Origin of the sequence: Stenotrophomonas sp. SMYL8 (assembly GCF_036320065.1) — a bacterium.
Taxonomy (GTDB): domain Bacteria; phylum Pseudomonadota; class Gammaproteobacteria; order Xanthomonadales; family Xanthomonadaceae; genus Stenotrophomonas; species Stenotrophomonas maltophilia_A.
Window position 1 is genome coordinate 1 of the sequence record NZ_JAWIRR010000002.1, and the last position, 18,397, is coordinate 18,397.

Genomic DNA, 18,397 nt, shown 5'->3' on the forward strand with positions numbered 1-18,397 from the left:
GGCCGGCACTACCAGAACCCGCTTTCCGAACCCTCACCGGCGCGCTGATGCGCTGTCCGCGCTCGCAGGAAACTGTCAGGAGGGGGCGGGGGCCGCTGGACAGGACCGTTGGCGCCAAGGATGGCGCCATCGAGCACCATGGAGGGGCTTTTGCGTGTCCTGGCCAGCGGCCCCCGCCCCCTCCCACACGGATCAACAAAAGCGCCGGCAGGCGAACCCGCCGCCAGCGCTTTCATCAACTCAACCAGTCCTTGCAGGCGCCATCCACCTGGTCACCGCACGCCTGCTGCATCCGCTGCTGCAGCCGTGCCAGCGTCTCCGCACCCTGATGCTTGCCGCTCCACGCCTTCAACTGCCCGGCAAGTCGCTCGAAGCGCTGGCGGGTGCGCTGGTGGTAGCCCGACGGCTGCGCTTCCAGTTCGGCGATCAGCGAGGCGGTGGCCTGCTCGATGCGCGGTGCATCGTCCGGCGCCAGCTTCAGCAGACCTTCCACGTACAGCACGCCCCATTGCACGCGGGTGGCCGGGCCCTGTGCACCATCGTAGGCGCGCTTCAACCACTCCAGCGCGCCGGCGGCGTCGCCGCGTTGCTCGGCCAGTTCGGCCAGCTCGGGCATGTAGTAGTACGGCTGCTCGCTGCGCTTCAGCTCGGCCAGCAACAGCGCCTCGGCACCCGCGTCGTCACCTACCTCGCGCAATGCGTACACCGCGCTGCTGATCGTGGCCTGGCGTGCATGCGCATCGGTGGCGGCGGCATCGGCAGCGGCCACGCGCTGCTTGACCCGCTCGACCAGCGCCGCGGGCAGTGCGCCCTTGGGCTGTTGCTGGCGGGCCAGCGATACTTCGGTCAGCGCACGCGACAACGCGTCGTCGGCGCGATCACCGCGCTCGGCGTCTGCACGCTCCAGTGCGACCAGCAGCTGCTGTCCGAGCGTGTTGCTGGTGGCCGGCCCGGCACTGGCCTGCTTGACCAGCTGCACGCCTGCATAGCCGAGCAATTCACGGTTGCGGCGCACTTCCGCCGGTTGCGCCAGTACGGCCTGCAGCAGCCCGCGCACTTCGGTGGGCGAGGCATCGGGCTTTTCGGCTGTAGCCAGAGCCAGCAGGGCGAAACGGCGCTGCAGGGCGTCGTCGGGTGCCGCCTTGGACAACTGGCGCAGCACGTCCTGGCTCCTGCGCTCGCCGGCCAGGCGGTTGGCGTCCACTTCCCAGCCGTAGTCGCCCAGCACCTGCCAGTCTTCGGCGGCCAGCCGGTCCGGCGTTGCCAGCGCGGTGGCCAAGGTGGCGGCAACAGCACTGCGGCGGCCAGCGGCGACGGTCAGTGCCCGGGTCAGTTCGGCGGCGTCATTGCCGCCAGCCACGCGGGTGATTTCGTTGCGCTGTGGGTCCAGCACGATCAGCGTGGGATAGCCGCGCACGCCGAAGCGTTCGCCCCAGGCCTGCGCACCTTCCTCGTCGCCATCCAGGTAGACGGGAACGAATTTGCTGGTCAGCGCGATGAAGGCCGGGTCCTTGAACAGGCCCGCCTTGAGCTGGTTGCACGGCGGGCACCAGACCGCACCCCAGTACAGCAGCACCGGCTTGCCGCTGTCGGCGGCTTCGGCGAAGGCATCGTCCACATCGCCCTGGCGTCAAGCGATGGCGGATGCCGGCGCGGGTGCCTCGGCGGAATTGGCGGTGGATACCGGGGCCGGGGTGCAGGCGCTCAGCGCCGAAGCCAGCAGCAACACGGAAAGCGCGACGCGCATCGGCAGCATCTCGAAGGGCAGGGTGACAGGCCATTGTAGGAACCGCCGGGGAGCCTGCTGATTCAGTTTGCTTATGACAGGCGTGCCGCAGGGCATGACGCCCACCGGGCATTGCCGGGCGGATGCCTTCAGGCCGCTGCCCGCACCATCTGCTGGTACACCAGCCCGTTGAACTCGCCGACCTCCCCATCCAGCACAAAGCCATAGCGCAGGTAGGTAGGCACTGCGTTGAGCGAGGCGCGCACTGTCAGTACCGGCTCGCGTACCTGCGGCAGCACGGCTTCGAACAAGGCATGGCCGATGCCTTGGCCCTGGCAGGCGGGATCGACGAACAGCATTGCCAGGTGCCGGCCCTCCTTCAGTTCGACCACGCCGACCACGCGCGCATCCTGTTCGGCCACCAGGATGTGGTTGTCACCCTGCAGGCGCGCACCAAATGCGTCGGCTGCTGCGATACTGCCGAAGGTGGCGATACCGGCAGCGCTGAGCGAAGGCGCCACCGCTGCAGTGAACGCGGCCAGGCACACCGCGCTGATCGCGGGCAGGTCATCGACGTGGGCAGGGCGGATCGTCAGCATGTAGTGTTCTTCCAGTGGTGGGCGGCGCGTCATCGTCGCCGCAGGCCTGCGCGCTAAGCTGGCGGCATGAGTGATTTCAATCCTGCTTACGCTGCCTTGTTTCCGCAACAGGGTCTGAGCCTGGGCCTGATGACGCCGGTTGCGGCGCATGGACTGGCCGATCCGGACGAGGCGCGGCGCATCGCACGGCTGGCCGATGATCTTGGCTTCGCCGCGCTATGGACGCGCGACGTGCCATTGATGGTGCCGCAGGGCCCGGATGCAACAGCGAGTGCGCTGGATGACCCGTTCCTGTGGCTGGGCATGCTGGCTGCAGCGACCGAGCGCATCGTGGTCGGCAGCGCAGCCATTGTGCTGCCGCTGCGGCAGCCGTTGCAGGTGGCGAAGTCGGCGCTGAGCCTGGACCGGATCAGTCGCGGACGTTTCGTGCTCGGGCTGGGTTCGGGTGACCGCCCGGAAGAATTTGCCGCGTTCGGTGAGGATCTGGAGGGCAGGGCGGCGGCGTTCCGTGAGCGCTGGACGTTGTTGCGCGCAGCGTTGTCACCAGAGGCCGATGAACGGACCGCCGTACTGCAGGCGACCGGTGGTTTCGACGTGTTGCCGGCGCCGGCAACGCGGATTCCGATGCTGGTGGTGGGTACTGCGCGGCAGAGCCTGCAATGGATCGCGCGTGAAAGCGAAGGCTGGGCCACCTATCACCGCGAGGAGGTTGCGCAGGAAGGACGCATCGGCCTGTGGCAGCAGGCGCTCGTGCAGCGCGGCGGGCCAGGCAAGCCGTTCGTGCAGTCGATGCTGCTGGACCTGCAGGCGGATCCGGAGGCGCCAGCCGAACCATTGCCGCTGGGCTTGAAGGTCGGCCGCGACGGGCTGCGCGACTATCTGCGGCGCGTGCATGCGCAGGGCGTGGCGCATGTGATGTTCAATCTGGTCGACAACGGACGGCCGATGGACGTGGTGCTGCGCGAGATCGGCGAGCAGGTCCTGCCGGATGTGCTCCGGTAGGTGTCCACCTTGGTGGACACGTTCCAGCAGTCGAGCACGGCTCGACTCTACATGGGGTTCGCATCTGCGTATCATTCGCATTTGATATCCCGCTGCCGGAGCTCCGCGTGACCCAACGTTCCCCCATGCACCCGACTGGACGCCTGTTCGCGGTGGTCGCTTTCATCGAGGCCGTGACCTGGGCCGGCCTGCTCATCGGCATGTGGATGAAGTACGGCCCGATGGCCAACGTTGCGCTGGTCAAGCTGTTCGGGCCCCTGCACGGCGTGGCGTTCCTGGTCTATGTGGCGGTGACGCTGATCGCGGCAGTACGCCTGCGTTGGCCGTGGTGGGCCAGTGCCCTGGCCCTGCTGTCGGCGATCCCGCCGCTGGTGACGCTGCCGCTGGAGTGGTGGTTCAAGCGCCGTGGTCTGCTGGGCCTGCGTGCAATGCGCTGAACCCACTGTTGCATGCCCATTCAAGAGAATGGGTATCAAATGCAAATACGAGCCGTTATCATTTAAGGATGGCATCGGGCCCTGAGCAGGACTGATGCCGGGCGGGGGCGTACAGACGCGCCCGGCCATCCTTTCCTGTTACGGCTGGTGTTTCATGCACGCACGTCCCGTCGTTCCCGGCTTGCCGGCGCTGGTGTTGGCTGCCCTGATCGGCACCATGGCGATGATGTCCTTCGTCGCCGTGATCGGCCCGGTGGTCCGCATGCTCGGTTTGTCCGAGTGGCATGCCGGCCTGTCGGTCACCGCCGCCGGTGTGTTGTGGATGCTGGCCGCGCGCCCGTGGGGCCAGCTCAGCGACCGCGTCGGCCGCAAGCGCGTCCTGATGCTGGCGATGAGTGCCTACACCGTGGTCTACATCGCGCTGGCGGTGTTCATCGACGTGGCCCTGCAGGCGGTGCCGCCTGTGTTGGTATCGGTGCTGGCGCTGGTCGGTGCGCGTGGCCTGATCGGCCTGTTCTACGCCGCGGTGCCTCCTACCGCTGCCGCGCTGATCGCCGACAAGGCACCGACCGGGCAGCGTGCGAAATTCCTCGCTCGCCTGGGCAGCGCCAACGCGCTGGGCATGGTGCTTGGCCCGGCCGCCGCTGGCTGGCTGGCCTATACGAATCTGTCGCTGGCGCTGTATGTGGCCGCATTGTTGCCGCTGCTTGCGCTGGCATTGCTGGCGTGGCGGTTGCCGGCCACACCGCCGGTGGAGAGCGCTTCTGCGCAACGCCGCCAGCCGATGAGCCGTCTCGACCCGCGCCTGCGCCTGCCACAGCTGGCGGCGTTCATCGCCATGATCTCGGTGACCATCGCGCAGGTCACGGTCGGCTTCTTCGCAATCGACCGCCTCGGCCTGGATGCAGCGGCGGGCGCGCGCATGGCCGGCATTGCACTCACAGCGGTTGGCGTCGGCCTGATCCTGGCGCAGGCGCTGGTGATGAAGCTGGAGGTACATCCACGCCGCTGGATCGTCCTCGGCGCACTCATTTCCGGCATCGGCTTCGCTTCGGTGGCTGGCGTGCAGCAGGCCTGGCAGTTGCCGACGGCGTACGCGCTGGCCGCGTTCGGCATGGGTTTCGTATTCCCCTCGTTCCAGGCGCTGGCTGCCGACGCGGTGGAAGCAAACGAGCAGGGTGCTGCCGCCGGCACCGTTGCTGCCGCGCAGGGGCTGGGCATGGTGGCCGGGCCGATGCTCGGCACGTTGTTGTATCGCGGTGGGCCCAGCCTGCCTTACCTGCTGGTGGGCGCGCTGCTGCTGTTGCTGTGCGCGCTGGCCGCCGCGTATCGGATGAAGGAGACCTCATGAACGATTCCCTGATGCAGGGCGCGTGGCCGGAGGCTGCGCCGGCTGCGCTGGAAAGCACCGACGACGCGTCGTTGTTCCTGCTGCAGCATGCCGGCCAGCACGTGCACGCACGTGGCTGCCGCGCCGCGCTGCCGGCCGGTGCACTGGCGACGCTGGCAGAGCGCGTTTCGGAGTTCTTTGCCCAGCAGCGCGGTGGTCCGGGCCTGTTGGTTGGCGCGGTGCCGTTCGAACCGCGTGCGGACGATGCGTTGTACCAGCCCGAGCGCCTGTTGCCTGCGCTGGCATTGCAACCGCAGGCCGCACCGCCGCTGGACGGCGCCCTGCGGGCCGAGCCTGCGCCACAGGACTATGCGTCAGCGGTTGCCGCGGCGGTGCAGGTCCTGCGTGCGCCCGAGCAGAACCTGCACAAGGTGGTGCTGGCGCGCAGCCTGTTGGCACGCACCCGCCAGGCGCTGTCGCCGGACGTGCTGCTGGCACGCCTGGGCGCGGATCCGTCGGTGGCGACCTACGCGGTGCCGTTGCCGGTGGAGCTGGGCCAGGCGCCGGCGTGGCTGGTGGGGGCAACCCCGGAACTGCTGCTGCGCAAGCGCGGTGCCGAACTGCTGTCGCATCCACTCGCCGGTTCAGCACGCCGCAGCGCCGATGCTGCCGAGGACGAGCGTGCCGCGCAGGCGCTGCTGGCCTCGACCAAGGACCATGACGAGCATCGCCATGTGGTGGACGCCATCGTCGAGGGCCTGGCACCGTACTGCAGCCACATCGATGCACAGCCACGGCCGGTGCTGCATGCCACCGCCAGCATGTGGCACCTGGGCACCCGCATCCATGCCACCCTGAAGGATCCGCAGACGTCTGCCGCCGAACTGCTGGCACAGCTGCACCCCACGCCGGCGGTCTGCGGTACGCCGCGGCTGGCGGCACTGCAGCGCATCCGCGAACTGGAACCGGTGCCGCGCGGCTTCTACGCCGGCGCCGTGGGCTGGCTGGATGCGCAGGGTGACGGCGACTGGTACGTGGCGATCCGCTGCGCACGCCTGCAGGGCACGCAGCTGCGCCTGTATGCCGGTGCCGGCATCGTCGCAGAATCGGAACCCGAGGCCGAGGTGGCCGAAACCGCGGCGAAGTTCGCTGCCCTGTTGAACGCGCTGGGTGTCCATGAATCCGCGCCCGCCATCGAGCCTGCCGCATGACTACCTCCATTGATTCCTCCCGCCTGCCACTGCAGCAGGTGTGGCCTGATGAACTGATGGCGCGCTATCGCGAGGCCGGCCACTGGCGCGGCGAGACCTTCCCGGCGTTCCTGCGCGAGCGCGCGGAACGCTATGCGGATGACATCGCGGTGGTCGCCGGCGATGTCCGCCTGAGCTACGCGCAGCTGTGGCACGAAGCCGGTCGCATCGGTTCCGGACTGCTGGCACTCGGCCTGCAGCCCGGTGAGCGAGTGCTGGTGCAGCTGGGCAACACCGCAGGCTTCATCACCACGGTCTGTGGTCTGTTCCGTGCGGGTCTGGTGCCGGTATACGCGTTGCCGGCGCATCGCATCACCGAACTGGTGCACTTCGCGAACAAGGCCGAGGCCAGTGCCTACATCACTGCCGACCTGCACGATGGCTTCGATCATCGCGGGCTGGCGCGGGCGCTGCAGGCCGAGGTGCCGGCGCTGCGCCATGTGGTCATCGACGGCGATGCGGCGGAGTTCACCGCGCTGGAGGCGCTGCAGGGCGATCGCAGCGAGCTGCCGGCCGACCCGGATCCGCAGTCGGTGGCGTTCCTGCAGATTTCCGGTGGCAGTACCGGCCTGTCCAAGCTGATCCCGCGCACGCACGACGACTACATCTACTCGTTCCGAGCCAGCAATGACCTCTGCGGCATCGACCGCGACAGCGTCTACCTGGTCGCGCTGCCGGCCGCGCACAACTTTCCGATGAGTTCGCCCGGCTTCTTCGGTGCGCTGTATGCCGGCGCCCGCGTGGTGCTCAGCCCCGGCCCCGGCCCGGATGCGGCCTTCCCGCTGATCGCCCGCGAGCGCGTGACCTGCTGTGGCCTGGTGCCGCCGCTGGCGCTGCTGTGGGCGCAGGCAGCGGCTACGAGCAAGCACGACCTGTCCAGCCTGCAGGTACTGCAGGTAGGCGGCGCCAAACTGGTACCGGAAGCCGCACGGCGAGTGATCGACGGCCTGGGCTGCACCCTGCAGCAGGTGTTCGGCATGGCCGAAGGCCTGGTCAACTACACCCGGCTGGATGATCCGGAGGAACTGATCGTGGCCTGCCAGGGCCGGCCGATCAGCCCGGACGACGAAGTGCGCGTGGTCGATGACCACGACCAGCCGGTGGCCGAAGGCGAAGTGGGCCATCTGCTGACCCGCGGCCCGTACACCATCCGTGGCTATCACAACGATGCGGTGGCCAACGCGCGCTCGTTCACCGACGACGGTTTCTACCGAACCGGTGACCGCGTGCAGCAGCTGGCCGGTGGCTATCTGGTGGTGCAGGGCCGTGCCGGTGACCACATCAACCGGGCGGGCGAGAAGATCTCCGCCGAGGAGATTGAAGATCACCTGCTGGCCCACCCTGGTGTGTTCGACGCGGCCGTGGTCTCCATTCCCGACGAGTATCTCGGTGAGCGCAGCTGCGCGTTCGTGATCCAGCAGGGGGAGCCGATCAAGGCGCCGGCACTGAAAGCCTGGATGCGTACGCGCGGCCTGGCGGCGTTCAAGGTGCCGGACCAGGTCGTGTTCGTCGACAGTTTCGATACCACCGCGGTCGGCAAGATCAGCCGCCGCGAACTGCGCGCGCAGCTGCGTGCGCGTCATCTGCAACAGACAGGAGGAACGCGCTGATGGCGCTGCCCCGTATCACCGATTACCCCTTGCCGACCGCCGCCGAACTGCCGCAGGCCCGTGGCCCGTGGCGCCCGCAGCGTGATCGTATTGCGCTGCTGGTGCACGACATGCAGCGCTACTTCCTGGCGGCATTCGACGCCGGTAGTACGCCGCTGCGGCCGGCGGTGGAAAACATCGTGCGCCTGCTGGCGCATTGCCGCGCGCACGGCATTCCCGTGTTCTACACCGCCCAGCATGGCGACCAGGATCGCCGTGACCGTGGCCTGCAGGCCGATCTGTGGGGGCCCGGAATGCGCCGCAGCGCCGACCATGAACCAAACATCGAGGCGCTGGCACCGCAGCCGGGTGAGCACGTGCTGGTGAAGCACCGCTACAGCGCGTTCCAGCGCAGCAATCTGGAGACGCTGATGCGGGTGCGTGGCCGCGACCAGCTGCTGGTGACCGGTGTGTACGCGCATATCGGCTGCACTGCGACCGTGGTGGAGGCGTTCCAGCGTGACATCGAGGCCTTCATCGCCGCCGATGCGGTGGCGGACTTTTCGCGTGCCGATCACGATCAGGCGCTGCACTGGATCGCACGCACCTGTGGCGTGCCGATGACCACCGATCAGTTGCTGGAGGTGCTGTGATGGCTGCCACGGGTGATGCGCTGGATCTGGAGCGGATGCGTACCGACGTTGCGCGCGTGCTGGAGTGCACGCCGGCCGAGATCGGTGACGACGACAACCTGATCGACCTGGACCTGGACTCGATGCGCATGCTCGGCCTGGTCCTGGCCTGGGGCAACACCGGGTTGCCGCTGGAGTTCTCGCAGTTGGCCGAACACACCACGCTGCGCCAGTGGTGGGGTGTGGTGCAGAAGCTGCAGGCCGCGCAGAACGCATGAACGTCGCTGTGCTGGCCACGCCGGTGGCACTGACCGAGGCCCAGGCCGGACTGTGGTTCGCGCAGCGGCTGGCACCGGAGAATCCGTCGTTCAATACCGCGCATGCCGTGTGGATCGAGGGTGCGCTGGACGAGGCCGCGTTCGTCGCCGCGGCAGACCAGGCAGCGGGCGAAGCCCAGGCCTTCGCACTGCGCTTTGCCGAAGGGGCCGACGGCCAGCCGCTGCAGTGGCATGACCCGGCACATGTGCCGCTGCTGTCGGTGCGCGATCTATCCGGCGAGACAGACCCGGCATCGGCGGCGCGTGCCCTGATGCAGGCCGACCGGCTCAGCGCGGTCGATCCGACCCGCGACCGCATAAGCCAGCAGGTGTTGTTTGATCTGGGTGGGCAGCGCTGGGTCTGGTATCTGCGTGTGCATCACCTTGCAGCCGATGGCTATGGCATGGCGCTGTTCACTGATCGCGTATGTGCCTTGTATGCCGGTCGTGCGGGTGAGGCACTGCCGGGACTGGCGGGCGTGCTGGCCGATGATGCCGCCTATCGTGCCGACCCGCGTCGCACGCAGGCGGGGCAGTGGTGGCGCGAGCAGATGCAGGGCGCGCCGGCGGGCGCGGGCCTGGCCGGTACGCTCGCGGCCAGTGACGACGCGCTGCGCTGGGTGCAGCCGCTCGATGCTGCATTCCGTGAGCAGCTGCTGCAGGCATCGGTGCGTTGGCTGCAGCCCTGGCCGGATGTGCTGGCCGCGTTGTCGGCCGAGTACCTGCGGCGGACGAGCGCCGCCGATGAAGTGGTGCTGGGGGTGCCCTACATGGGGCGGCTCGGCAACGCATCGGCGCGGGTGCCGGCGATGGTGATGAATGTGCTGCCGCTGCGCGTGGCGGCTGGCGAGGGCAGCGTCGAGGCCTATACCCGCGGCCTGGGGCGGCAGCTCAGCCAGGGTCGCAAGCATGGCCGCTATCGCGGCGAGCAGTTGCGCCGTGACCTTGGTCTGGTGGGCGCACAGCAGCGGCTGCACGGTCCGCTGGTGAATGTGCAGCCGTTCTACAAGCCGCTGGCGGTGACTGGCGTGCGGGCGACGCTGGAGGTGCTGTGCACCGGTCCGGTGGATGATCTGACGCTGGGTTTCCGTGGCGATGGCCAGCACCTGCTGGACCTGGAGATCGAAGCCAATCCCGCGTTGTACAGTCGGGAGGATGTCGAGGCGCACGCGACCCGGTTGCTGCATTTCGTATCGGCGGCGCTGGAGGCCGGAGACATCGCGGCGGTGCCGCTGGCCACCGTCGCAGAAGCGCAGCAGGTGGTGCATGGTTTCAATGCCACCGCGCATGCGCTGCCACAGACTACGTTGGTTGAACTGCTGCAGCAGGGCATGGACCGTGATCCGCACGCGCCTGCGCTGGTGTCCGGCGACACCACGCTGGACTACGCAACGCTGGAAGCGCGGAGTTTCGCGCTGGCGGCACAACTGCGCGCGATGGCGGTCGGTCCGGGCAGTGTGGTGGCGGTGGCATTGCCGCGCTCGCTGGAACTGGTGATCGCGCTGGTGGCGGTGCTGCGTGCGGGTGCCGCCTACCTGCCGCTGGACCTTGCCCATCCCGATGAGCGCCTCGCGCGTATTCTCGCCTCGGCGCAGCCGGCGTGCGTACTGGCTGCGGCAGAGGTATCGGCGCGCATGGACGGCGTGCCGGTGCTTGCCCCCGATCAATGGACCGCGCTGAGTTTCGCAGCACCGTGGGCCGATCCGGCGCCCAGCGATGCAGCCTATGTGATCTATACCTCCGGTTCGACCGGCGAGCCGAAGGGCGTGGTCATCGAGCACCGTGCCATCGTCAATCGCCTGCTGTGGATGCGCGAGCACTACGGCATCCGTTCCGATGACCGTGTTCTGCAGAAAACCCCGGCCACGTTCGATGTTTCGGTCTGGGAGTTCTTCCTGCCGCTGCTGTGCGGCGCGACGCTGGTGGTGGCGGGTCCGGACGCGCATCGCGATCCGACCGAGCTGGCGCGGCTGATCCGTGCGCATGGCATCACCACCGCGCATTTCGTGCCGTCGATGCTCGACGCGTTCCTCGCCGCACCAGCCTCCGAAGGCCTGCAGCTGCGCCGCGTGTTCACCAGTGGCGAAGCGCTGGACGCATCGCTGCGTGATCGTTTCCATGGGCGCGTGCAGGCCGAACTGCACAACCTGTATGGCCCGACCGAAGCGGCCGTGGACGTGAGCTACTGGCCGGCCTCGGCGCAGGACCGCTCACGGCCGGTACCGATCGGCTTCCCGGTCTGGAACACCCGCCTGTACGTGCTGGATGCGCGGATGCAGCCGCTGCCGGTCGGTGTGCCGGGCGACCTGTATCTGGGAGGGGTGCAGCTGGCGCGTGGCTATCTTGGCCGCGATGACCTGACCGCCGAACGTTTCCTGGCCGATCCCTTCCTTCCAGGCGAGCGCATCTACCGCACCGGCGACGTGGGGCGTTGGCGCGGAGATGGTGCGGTCGAGTACCTCGGCCGCAGCGACCATCAGGTGAAGCTGCGTGGCCTGCGCATCGAGCTGGGTGAGATCGAGGCGGCACTGCGTGAGCTCTCGGGCATGGAGCGGGTGGAGGTGCTGCTGCGCCAGGACGCTCCCGGTGACGCCAGGCTGGTGGCCTACGTGCCTTCCGCACTTGCCGATGCGGCGACGCTGCGCAGCCATCTGGCCACGCGGGTGCCGGACTACATGGTGCCGTCGGCCTTTGTCGGCGTGGAGTACTGGCCGGTGACCGCCAACGGCAAGCTGGACCGCAACGCGCTGCCGAAACCACCGCAGCAGGAAGCGGGTGGACTGTTGCCGCGCACGCCGCTGGAACAGGAACTGGCAATGCTGTTCGCACAGGCGCTGGGCCGCGAGGCAGCGGTGGCAGTGGATGCGGACTTCTTCAGCCTCGGCGGCGACTCGCTCTCGGCGGTGCACCTGCTGCTGGCCATCGAAAAACGCTGGCGCTGTGACCTCGGCCTCGGTGCCTTGTTCGTGCAGCCGACCGTGGCCGCATTGGCGACGCGCATTGCCGAACCGCCGGCGCTGGCCGACCACGCATTGGGGCCGGTGATCTCGTTGGCTGCCACTGATGCTGACGGACCCACTCCGTTGTTCGTGCTGCACCCGGCCGGTGGCATCGCCTGGAACTACCGGACGCTGGCGCGCGCCCTGCAGCCGGCACGCCCGGTATATGGCCTGCAGTCGCCCGCGCTGGATCCGAAGCAGCCGTTGCCGTCCAGCATCGAAGCCATGGCCAATGACTATGTGCAGCGGGTGGTCACGCTGCAACCGAAGGGACCGGTGCATCTGCTGGGCTGGTCGGTGGGCGGCATCCTCGCCCAGGGGATGGCGGTGCGCCTGCATGAAATCGGCCGTGAAGTCGGTGAACTGGTGCTGCTCGACGCCTACCCCAGCGAATGCTGGCGGGCTGAGCCGGAACCCGATGCCATCGCCGCATTGCGTGCGCTGCTGGCGATTGCAGGCCATGACCCGGAGGCGCATCCGGAGCTGGACAGCCGTGAACGCATTCTTGCCTTCCTGCGTCGCGGTGGTAGTGCGCTCGGCAGCCTGCCGGACGTGGTGCTTGATGGCGTGGTGCGCGCAGTGACTGGCACCAACCGGCTGATCCGCGAACACATCCACCGTCCGTTCGACGGCACGCTGGTGCACGTGCGCGCGGGGCGGGACCACCAGGCGCGGCCGCAGTTGCATTCGGCACTGTGGCGCGCGCACGCACGCAAGGTGCAGGCGCTGGAACTGCCGTTCCTGCATGCCGAGCTGACCGGCCGCGATGCGGTGGCGCAGCTGGCACCGTGGTTGTCGGCGCGCCTGCGCCACTGGGATGAGCAACAGGAGATCGCAACATGCAGTTGACCGGCTTTGAAGGTCGCGTGGCACTGGTGACCGGCGCCGCCGGCGGCATCGGCGAGGCCCTGGTACGGCTGTTGGCCGAGGCCGGCTGCACGGTCGTGGCAACCGATCGCGAGGCGCCCGTGGTAGTGGATGCACGTGTGCAGGCGTTTGCGCTCGACGTGACCGACAGCGCGGCGGTGGACGCCCTGGTGGATCGTGTGGAAGCCAGCATTGGGCAGATCGGCCTCGCCGCAAGCGTGGCGGGTGTTCTGCATGTGGGAGCTGTTGCGGAGACCGCGGATGCCGATTGGCGCCGGGTGTTCGCGGTCAATACCGATGGCGTGTTCCATGTTGGCCGTGCGCTGGCGCGGGTGATGTCACCGCGGGGTCAGGGCGCGATCGTCACCGTCAGTTCGAATGCCGCCGGCGTGCCGCGGCACGGCATGGCGGCCTACGCCGCGTCCAAGGCAGCCGCCACGATGTTCACCCGCTGCCTCGGGTTGGAACTGGCGCCGCTGGGCATCCGCTGCAATATCGTCGCCCCGGGTTCAACGCTGACCCCGATGCAGACCGGCATGTGGCAGGACGAGCACGGTGCCGAGCGGGTGATCGCCGGCAACCCGGAGACGTACAAGGCCGGCATCCCGCTGCGCAAGCTGGCGACCCCGGAAGACATTGCCCATTCGGTGATGTTCCTGCTCTCCGAGCAGGCCGGGCATGTGGCGATGAGCGACCTGTACGTCGACGGCGGCGCCACCCTGCGCGGCTGAGCCCCGACGGCGGCCTGCCGGCAATGGTAGTGCCGGCCGCTGGCCGGCAACCCACAGCCCCGGTAGTGCCGGTCGCCGGCCGGCAATCCATAGTCTCCGGTAGTGCCGGCCGCTGGCCGGCAACCTTATTCAACTTCAGACATCTCCGAACATCCATCGAGGCATGGCCTGACGTTCAACGCGCAATGATCGCTCCACCATGGGGCATGAGCAGCCATCGCCTCCGCCTGGGCCGGCGTTCCATTGTCGGTCAGGTCTACGTTCTGACAACGACCACACATCAGCGCCGCCGGCTCTTTGAAAGCGAAGCTGCAGTGGCATGTGTAATCGACCAGCTTCATTACATCGAACAGCGCGGGCTCGTACAGTCACTCGCATGGGTCGTCATGCCGGATCATGTCCACTGGATGTTCGAGCTGCGTGCAGCTCATCTTCCAGACATTGCGCGCCGAATGAAGTCGTCGAGCGCGCTTGCCCTGAATCGCCTGGCGGGTCGTCGAAGTACGGTGTGGCAGCCAGGCTACTTCGATCATGCCGTGAGGGCCGAGGAGTCGCTGGCGCGGCAAGCGCTGTACATCCTGGGGAATCCGGTACGCGCCGGTATTGCCCGGCAGATTGGCGAGTATCCGCATGCGTGGTCGGCCTGGACGTGATGCCGGCCAGCGGCCGGCACTACCGGTTACGGTGAGGGCTGAGCAGGCGCTGTACATCCTGGCGAACCCGGTACGCGCCAGTATTGCCCCGCAGGTTGGCGAGTATCCGCATGCGTGGTCGATATGGGCGTGATGCCGGCCAGCGGCCGGCACTACCAGGGGTTCGAACATGGCGGTTGCCGGCCAGCGGCCGGCACAACCCGTTGCAGTCAGGGTAGGGTCAGTCGGTAGACCAGAATGCGGTTGTCGTTGTCGTACGCGCTGTCGCAGGATTGGCCCTGCATGCGGCAGCGGCGGGCGATGAAGTCGTTGTCGTTGCCGATCAGCAGCAGCACGTCGTTCGGATGCTGCGGGTCCAGCGCTGGCAGTACGTCCATGGCTTCCCACTTTTCCGAGAGCAGCCCGGCATGCGGGCCGCGCTTGGTGTTCAGGTCAAGGCCGGCACGCGCCAGCTGCGGGCGGTCGAGCAGGTTCAGCAGTTCGTCGCTGCGTGCGGGCACGATGCCGTCCTTCAGCACGGTGCCCGCCGGGTCGGCCAGCACCGAGGCCGTACCGGACTCATAGTTGCTTCCTGCCAGGTTGCTGGCATCGGCCACATCCACCAGCAGCACCGACTTGTAGACGATCGGGTCATCGCCGTCCTTGCCCAGACCGTTGCCATCGCGGGCCAGCAGCAGGAAGCGGTGGGCATCCAGTGCACGCAGCTCGCTCTGCGCGGCGGTACGGTCCAGCTTGCCCTTGCCGTCGTGTGCATAGGCGGGCAGGGCCATCACGTAATGGCCGATCGGTTGCTGCGGCGTCGGCGAGGCCGTCACGTCGTAGACCAGCACGCGGGTGTTGATGCGCCCGGCCGCGTTGCCTTTTGCGCTGTCCTGCAGCGTCGCGCTCTGAAGGGCCACGAACAGGCGGGTACCGTCGGGGGACAGGCCCATGCCTTCCACGCCCTGGTTGTTGCGGCGCCCAGTCTGCGGCGCCGCCAGCGAACCGAAGGCGGGCTTGCCATCGCGCTGCGGACGGATCGCCGGCGGCGCCACGATCACGCCCTGCAGCTGGCCCTGTGCATCGAAGTAGTAGACGTTGGCGGTGTACTCATCGCCGATGTAGAAGTGGCCATCGGCGGTGAACTGCAGCGACTCCGCATCCAGCGAGACCTTGCCCGCGCCTGCGCCGCTGGCCGGTGAGGGCAGCACCACATCGCGCTGGGTGATCGTGTGCTCACCCGGGTCGGCACCGGTGAACGGCTGCCCCTTGAAATCCTTAAGTACCACGCCCTTGTCGGGCACCATCGTCAGCGTGCCGAGCGCACTGGGCTTGCCAGGGGAAACGTCGATACGCAGCTGCATGCGTTCCACGCGGCCGGCGTAGTCGTAGAACAGGCCGGCCTCGGGGTCGTTACGGCCGCGGTCGGGCAGTGTCCAGAGCACGCCTTCGTAGCCGCTGGCGGTGCGCTTCCAGGTGCCGGGCTGCACCGCGAGCGACGAGAACGAGCCCAGCGTGTCGCCGAGGAAGTCCACCGTGCCTGCGGGCAATCGCCCGGCGGCGACCAGGCCCTTGTCGACATAGGTACGACCGCCCAGCTGCAGGGTGCGCGGTGGTGCACCCGTTGCCTCATGCGGAGCGGAGTATCCGCTGGCGGAGAGGGTGGCCAGCAGCAGGGCGGTCGCGAGCATCGGTGGTCTCCGGGTGGTCGATCAGAAGCGAAGGTCGATCGTACCGAACACCTGGCGCGGTGCCGAGGCATGGAACACGTACAGCTTGCCGGCCGGGTCGCTGGGTGCGAACACGCTCGAATCCAGGTTGCTGGCGTAGCGCTTGTTGGTCAGGTTGGTCACGTTGAACGACAGGCGCATGCCCTTGGCGAAGCCGACCTGCCCGAAGTCATAGCCACCGGCCAGATCGAATACGGTGAAGCCACCGAAGCCCTGGTCGTTGGTGTAGGTGTAGAAGCGCTCGCCGGTGTACTTGCCACGCAGGCTGGCGAACCAGCCGTTGTCGCGCCAGGTGATCTCGGTGGCCAGCAGCTGCTTGGGCGTATCAGTCTGGATCCTGCCCTGGATCTGCTGCTCGACACCGGCCTGCACGTAGTTGGACGCGTAGGTCGAACGGTTCAGCGAGGCCGAGGTGTACCAGCTGAAGTGCTCGTTCGGGGTCCACAGCACGGTCAGCTCGGCACCGTGGCTGTCGACGCCGCCGACGTTGTAGAAGCGGTTGCCGCAGGTCGGGCCGACCGGCTGCCGCGAATCGCAGGGGTTGTACTGCAGCAGGCGGTTGTCGAAGCGCACGCTGTAGGCCGCGATCGAGGCCTGCAGGGTATCGGTGACGAAGCGGTAGCCGGCTTCGACTGAGCGTGACTCCTCCGGTTTCAGGTTGCCCTGTGCGTTCCAGGTGGCCTGGCTGACCGCCTGCGGACCGAGCTTGAAGCCGCCCTGGAACATGGCGATGTTCTCGGCATAGCTGGCGAAGATCTCGTGGTGCTCGGACAGGCGGAAGTTGGCGCCGATGCTGGGCAGGAAATTCTTGCTGGCCTTCAACGAACCGGTGGCGAACTGGTTGTTCGAGGTCGGCGAGATCGGCGTCTTCGCGTCGCCCGGCAGTGCCTGTGCATCGGAGGTGGCATGCGGGCTCTTGGCGCCGAACTCCAGGGTCAGGCGATCATCGAGCAGGCGCCAGGTGTCCTTCAGGAAGAACTGGTGGGTCTTCCAGCGGGTGCGCTGGGCGAACACGCCCACATCGGAGGGCAGGGTGTTCATGCCGCTCAGGTCACGCGGGCCGTCCACGGCGGTCTGGTAGCGCTCGGCGCTGCTGGTGTTGCGCTCATACCAGACGCCGCCTTCGATGCGGTGCGCGCCCAGCTCCCAGTCGAACGACAGCGTGCCGCCATCGCGGTCGATGGTGTAGATGGTGTTGCGGAAGATGATCGGGATCTCCTGCGCGGTGCCCTTGTTCGACCACGCGCCGCTGTTCCAGTTGTGGCCTTCGCCGCGGTCATCGTGGTGGTAGGCCAGGGCGCGCAGGCTGAAGCCATCGGCCAGGAAGAAGTCGCCGGCCAGGTAGTACAGGTTGTCGTCGCGCAGGATCTGGCCGGCGGTGAAGGAACCATCGGCATCCTTGTCCGGGCCGCTGCTGTCGCACTTCTTCGCATTGAAGCTGGCGGTGTTGCAGTAGGCCTTGGCCACCGCCTTGTTCCAGTCCGGCGCGTAGCCGCCCCAGTCCCAGCCCAGGCCGCGCGACATCTCGTCCTTGGACAGGTAGAAGTAGTCCGCCTGGGTGGTGCGCGAGGTATCGACGAAACCGGTGATCTGGCCGCGGCCAAAGTTCCACACGCCCTTGGCGTTGAACTGCTTGGTGGTGGATTTGTTGTAGGCGGTCTGGTCGTTCCACAGATCGGAGACGGCATTCATGCCGGAAACGTAGCCGGAGAAGCCGTTGTACTCGCCGCTGTCCACGCGCACGAAGGTGCGGCGGTTGGCATCGCTGCCGAAGGTCTGCACCACGCGGCCACCCAACTCCTGGGCTGGGCGGTCAGAGGTATACGAGATGGTGCCGCCGAGGTTGCTGGTGGACGGCGTGCCGAGGCTGCCGATGCCCACCGCCAGTTCCGCGCCGGCCATGTTCTCGCTGATCAGAGCACGGTTGATGGTCAGGCCGTTGTAGTTGTTGTACGCGCCGTCTCCCAGCGGCACGCCGTCGAGCGTGTAGCCGAGACGGGTGGAGTTGAAGCCGCGCAGGCTCAGTGTCATCGACTGCTCGTTGGTGCCCAGCGCATCGGCCGACTGTGCGTTGACGCCTGGCAGCAGGTTCAGGGTTTTCTGCAGGCTGGTGCCCGGCGGCAGGATGTCGAGGTTCTCGCGGGTGATGCGCTGCACCTGGCGCGCTTCACCGCTGCCGATCACCGAGACCGCATCGAGATCGGTGGCGGAGGTGCCAGTGGAGGTCGGGGCAGCATCCTGCGCCCAAGCCGCGGGAGCGAGCGCGATCGACAGCGCAGCGGCCAACAAAGTCTTCGTCATGTTACGGACACTCAGGCAGGCACGAGCCACCGCACGGGCGCGGAGCTCATGGAGTTCGAAAGGAGGGACAGCTGATGCGACCGGTGGCGCTGCAGGCGCCGTGGATCAACGTGAAAATGGTGCGCTAGACAGATGACTGTCTGGTGACACTGCTATGCGCGTGGCATGCGGACGCATGCATTGGTAGATGCCAACCTTGGTTGGCATGCGCAGCATCGTTGGTGGAGCGCCAACCAAGGTTGGCGTCTACCAGGA

The 18,397-nt window shown here is 67.7% G+C and carries 13 protein-coding genes and 1 pseudogene; 10 read left to right on the top strand and 4 right to left on the bottom strand.

Annotated features, from left to right (window positions below; all coding sequences use genetic code 11):
- Window positions 1-235 precede the first annotated feature (235 nt).
- Both V3B25_RS02075 and V3B25_RS02080 read right to left on the bottom strand, forming a co-directional pair.
- Window positions 236-1,756: pseudogene (locus V3B25_RS02075) on the bottom strand (thioredoxin family protein).
- Between the two features lie 119 nt (window positions 1,757-1,875).
- Window positions 1,876-2,325, bottom strand: coding sequence for a GNAT family N-acetyltransferase (locus V3B25_RS02080; RefSeq protein WP_154352727.1), 450 nt, complete (start codon window positions 2,323-2,325; stop codon window positions 1,876-1,878).
- Between the two features lie 66 nt (window positions 2,326-2,391).
- Here V3B25_RS02080 and V3B25_RS02085 point away from each other — a divergent pair, with 66 nt between their 5' ends.
- The 10 genes from V3B25_RS02085 (at window position 2,392) to V3B25_RS02130 (ending at window position 14,132) form a co-directional block, all read left to right on the top strand.
- Window positions 2,392-3,327, top strand: a complete 936-nt coding sequence (locus tag V3B25_RS02085) for a TIGR03571 family LLM class oxidoreductase (protein WP_329809925.1) — start codon at window positions 2,392-2,394, stop codon at window positions 3,325-3,327.
- A gap of 125 nt (window positions 3,328-3,452) precedes the next feature.
- Window positions 3,453-3,764, top strand: a complete 312-nt coding sequence (locus tag V3B25_RS02090) for a DUF3817 domain-containing protein (RefSeq protein WP_329810125.1) — start codon at window positions 3,453-3,455, stop codon at window positions 3,762-3,764.
- A 154-nt stretch (window positions 3,765-3,918) separates the two neighbouring features.
- Window positions 3,919-5,115 carry an MFS transporter gene (locus V3B25_RS02095; protein WP_329809926.1) on the top strand — a complete coding sequence of 399 codons (1,197 nt, stop codon included), beginning with the start codon at window positions 3,919-3,921 and terminating at the stop codon, window positions 5,113-5,115.
- Window positions 5,112-6,305 carry an isochorismate synthase gene (locus V3B25_RS02100; RefSeq protein WP_100434819.1) on the top strand — a complete coding sequence of 398 codons (1,194 nt, stop codon included), beginning with the start codon at window positions 5,112-5,114 and terminating at the stop codon, window positions 6,303-6,305. Before V3B25_RS02095 ends, V3B25_RS02100 begins: the two co-directional genes overlap by 4 nt.
- The gene (locus V3B25_RS02105) at window positions 6,302-7,954 is read left to right on the top strand and encodes an AMP-binding protein (protein WP_329809928.1); all 1,653 of its coding nucleotides are present in this window, start codon (window positions 6,302-6,304) and stop codon (window positions 7,952-7,954) included. The genes V3B25_RS02100 and V3B25_RS02105 overlap by 4 nt, the downstream gene beginning before the upstream one ends.
- On the top strand, window positions 7,954-8,586 hold the full coding sequence (locus tag V3B25_RS02110; protein ID WP_329809930.1) for an isochorismatase family protein: 633 nt from the start codon (window positions 7,954-7,956) through the stop codon (window positions 8,584-8,586). The genes V3B25_RS02105 and V3B25_RS02110 overlap by 1 nt, the downstream gene beginning before the upstream one ends.
- Window positions 8,586-8,843: a phosphopantetheine-binding protein gene (locus tag V3B25_RS02115; protein ID WP_049401311.1), complete on the top strand. Its 258-nt coding sequence runs from the start codon at window positions 8,586-8,588 to the stop codon at window positions 8,841-8,843. The genes V3B25_RS02110 and V3B25_RS02115 overlap by 1 nt, the downstream gene beginning before the upstream one ends.
- Window positions 8,840-12,730: an enterobactin synthase subunit F gene (locus tag V3B25_RS02120; RefSeq protein WP_329809932.1), complete on the top strand. Its 3,891-nt coding sequence runs from the start codon at window positions 8,840-8,842 to the stop codon at window positions 12,728-12,730. Before V3B25_RS02115 ends, V3B25_RS02120 begins: the two co-directional genes overlap by 4 nt.
- Window positions 12,721-13,479, top strand: coding sequence for a 2,3-dihydro-2,3-dihydroxybenzoate dehydrogenase (locus V3B25_RS02125; protein WP_329809933.1), 759 nt, complete (start codon window positions 12,721-12,723; stop codon window positions 13,477-13,479). Before V3B25_RS02120 ends, V3B25_RS02125 begins: the two co-directional genes overlap by 10 nt.
- A 206-nt stretch (window positions 13,480-13,685) precedes the next feature.
- Window positions 13,686-14,132 (top strand): transposase, encoded by a 447-nt coding sequence (locus V3B25_RS02130; protein ID WP_132810293.1) that lies wholly within the window; start codon window positions 13,686-13,688, stop codon window positions 14,130-14,132.
- Window positions 14,133-14,341: 209 nt separating this feature from the next.
- On the opposite strand, the gene V3B25_RS02135 is transcribed toward V3B25_RS02130, so the two are convergent.
- Together V3B25_RS02135 and V3B25_RS02140 are read right to left on the bottom strand one after the other, a co-directional pair.
- On the bottom strand, window positions 14,342-15,802 hold the full coding sequence (locus V3B25_RS02135) for an esterase-like activity of phytase family protein (protein WP_329809934.1): 1,461 nt from the start codon (window positions 15,800-15,802) through the stop codon (window positions 14,342-14,344).
- Window positions 15,803-15,823: 21 nt separating this feature from the next.
- Complete coding sequence (locus V3B25_RS02140; RefSeq protein WP_329809935.1) at window positions 15,824-18,142, bottom strand: TonB-dependent receptor; 2,319 nt, start codon at window positions 18,140-18,142, stop codon at window positions 15,824-15,826.
- Between the last annotated feature and the right edge of the window lie 255 nt (window positions 18,143-18,397).

Coding starts and splice junctions, on each gene's coding strand:
- V3B25_RS02080 (WP_154352727.1), bottom strand. CDS start 2,325: ATGCTGACGATCCGCCCTGCCCACGTCGATGACCTGCCCGCGATCAGC.
- V3B25_RS02085 (WP_329809925.1), top strand. CDS start 2,392: ATGAGTGATTTCAATCCTGCTTACGCTGCCTTGTTTCCGCAACAGGGT.
- V3B25_RS02090 (WP_329810125.1), top strand. CDS start 3,453: ATGCACCCGACTGGACGCCTGTTCGCGGTGGTCGCTTTCATCGAGGCC.
- V3B25_RS02095 (WP_329809926.1), top strand. CDS start 3,919: ATGCACGCACGTCCCGTCGTTCCCGGCTTGCCGGCGCTGGTGTTGGCT.
- V3B25_RS02100 (WP_100434819.1), top strand. CDS start 5,112: ATGAACGATTCCCTGATGCAGGGCGCGTGGCCGGAGGCTGCGCCGGCT.
- V3B25_RS02105 (WP_329809928.1), top strand. CDS start 6,302: ATGACTACCTCCATTGATTCCTCCCGCCTGCCACTGCAGCAGGTGTGG.
- V3B25_RS02110 (WP_329809930.1), top strand. CDS start 7,954: ATGGCGCTGCCCCGTATCACCGATTACCCCTTGCCGACCGCCGCCGAA.
- V3B25_RS02115 (WP_049401311.1), top strand. CDS start 8,586: ATGGCTGCCACGGGTGATGCGCTGGATCTGGAGCGGATGCGTACCGAC.
- V3B25_RS02120 (WP_329809932.1), top strand. CDS start 8,840: ATGAACGTCGCTGTGCTGGCCACGCCGGTGGCACTGACCGAGGCCCAG.
- V3B25_RS02125 (WP_329809933.1), top strand. CDS start 12,721: ATGCAGTTGACCGGCTTTGAAGGTCGCGTGGCACTGGTGACCGGCGCC.
- V3B25_RS02130 (WP_132810293.1), top strand. CDS start 13,686: ATGAGCAGCCATCGCCTCCGCCTGGGCCGGCGTTCCATTGTCGGTCAG.
- V3B25_RS02135 (WP_329809934.1), bottom strand. CDS start 15,802: ATGCTCGCGACCGCCCTGCTGCTGGCCACCCTCTCCGCCAGCGGATAC.
- V3B25_RS02140 (WP_329809935.1), bottom strand. CDS start 18,142: ATGACGAAGACTTTGTTGGCCGCTGCGCTGTCGATCGCGCTCGCTCCC.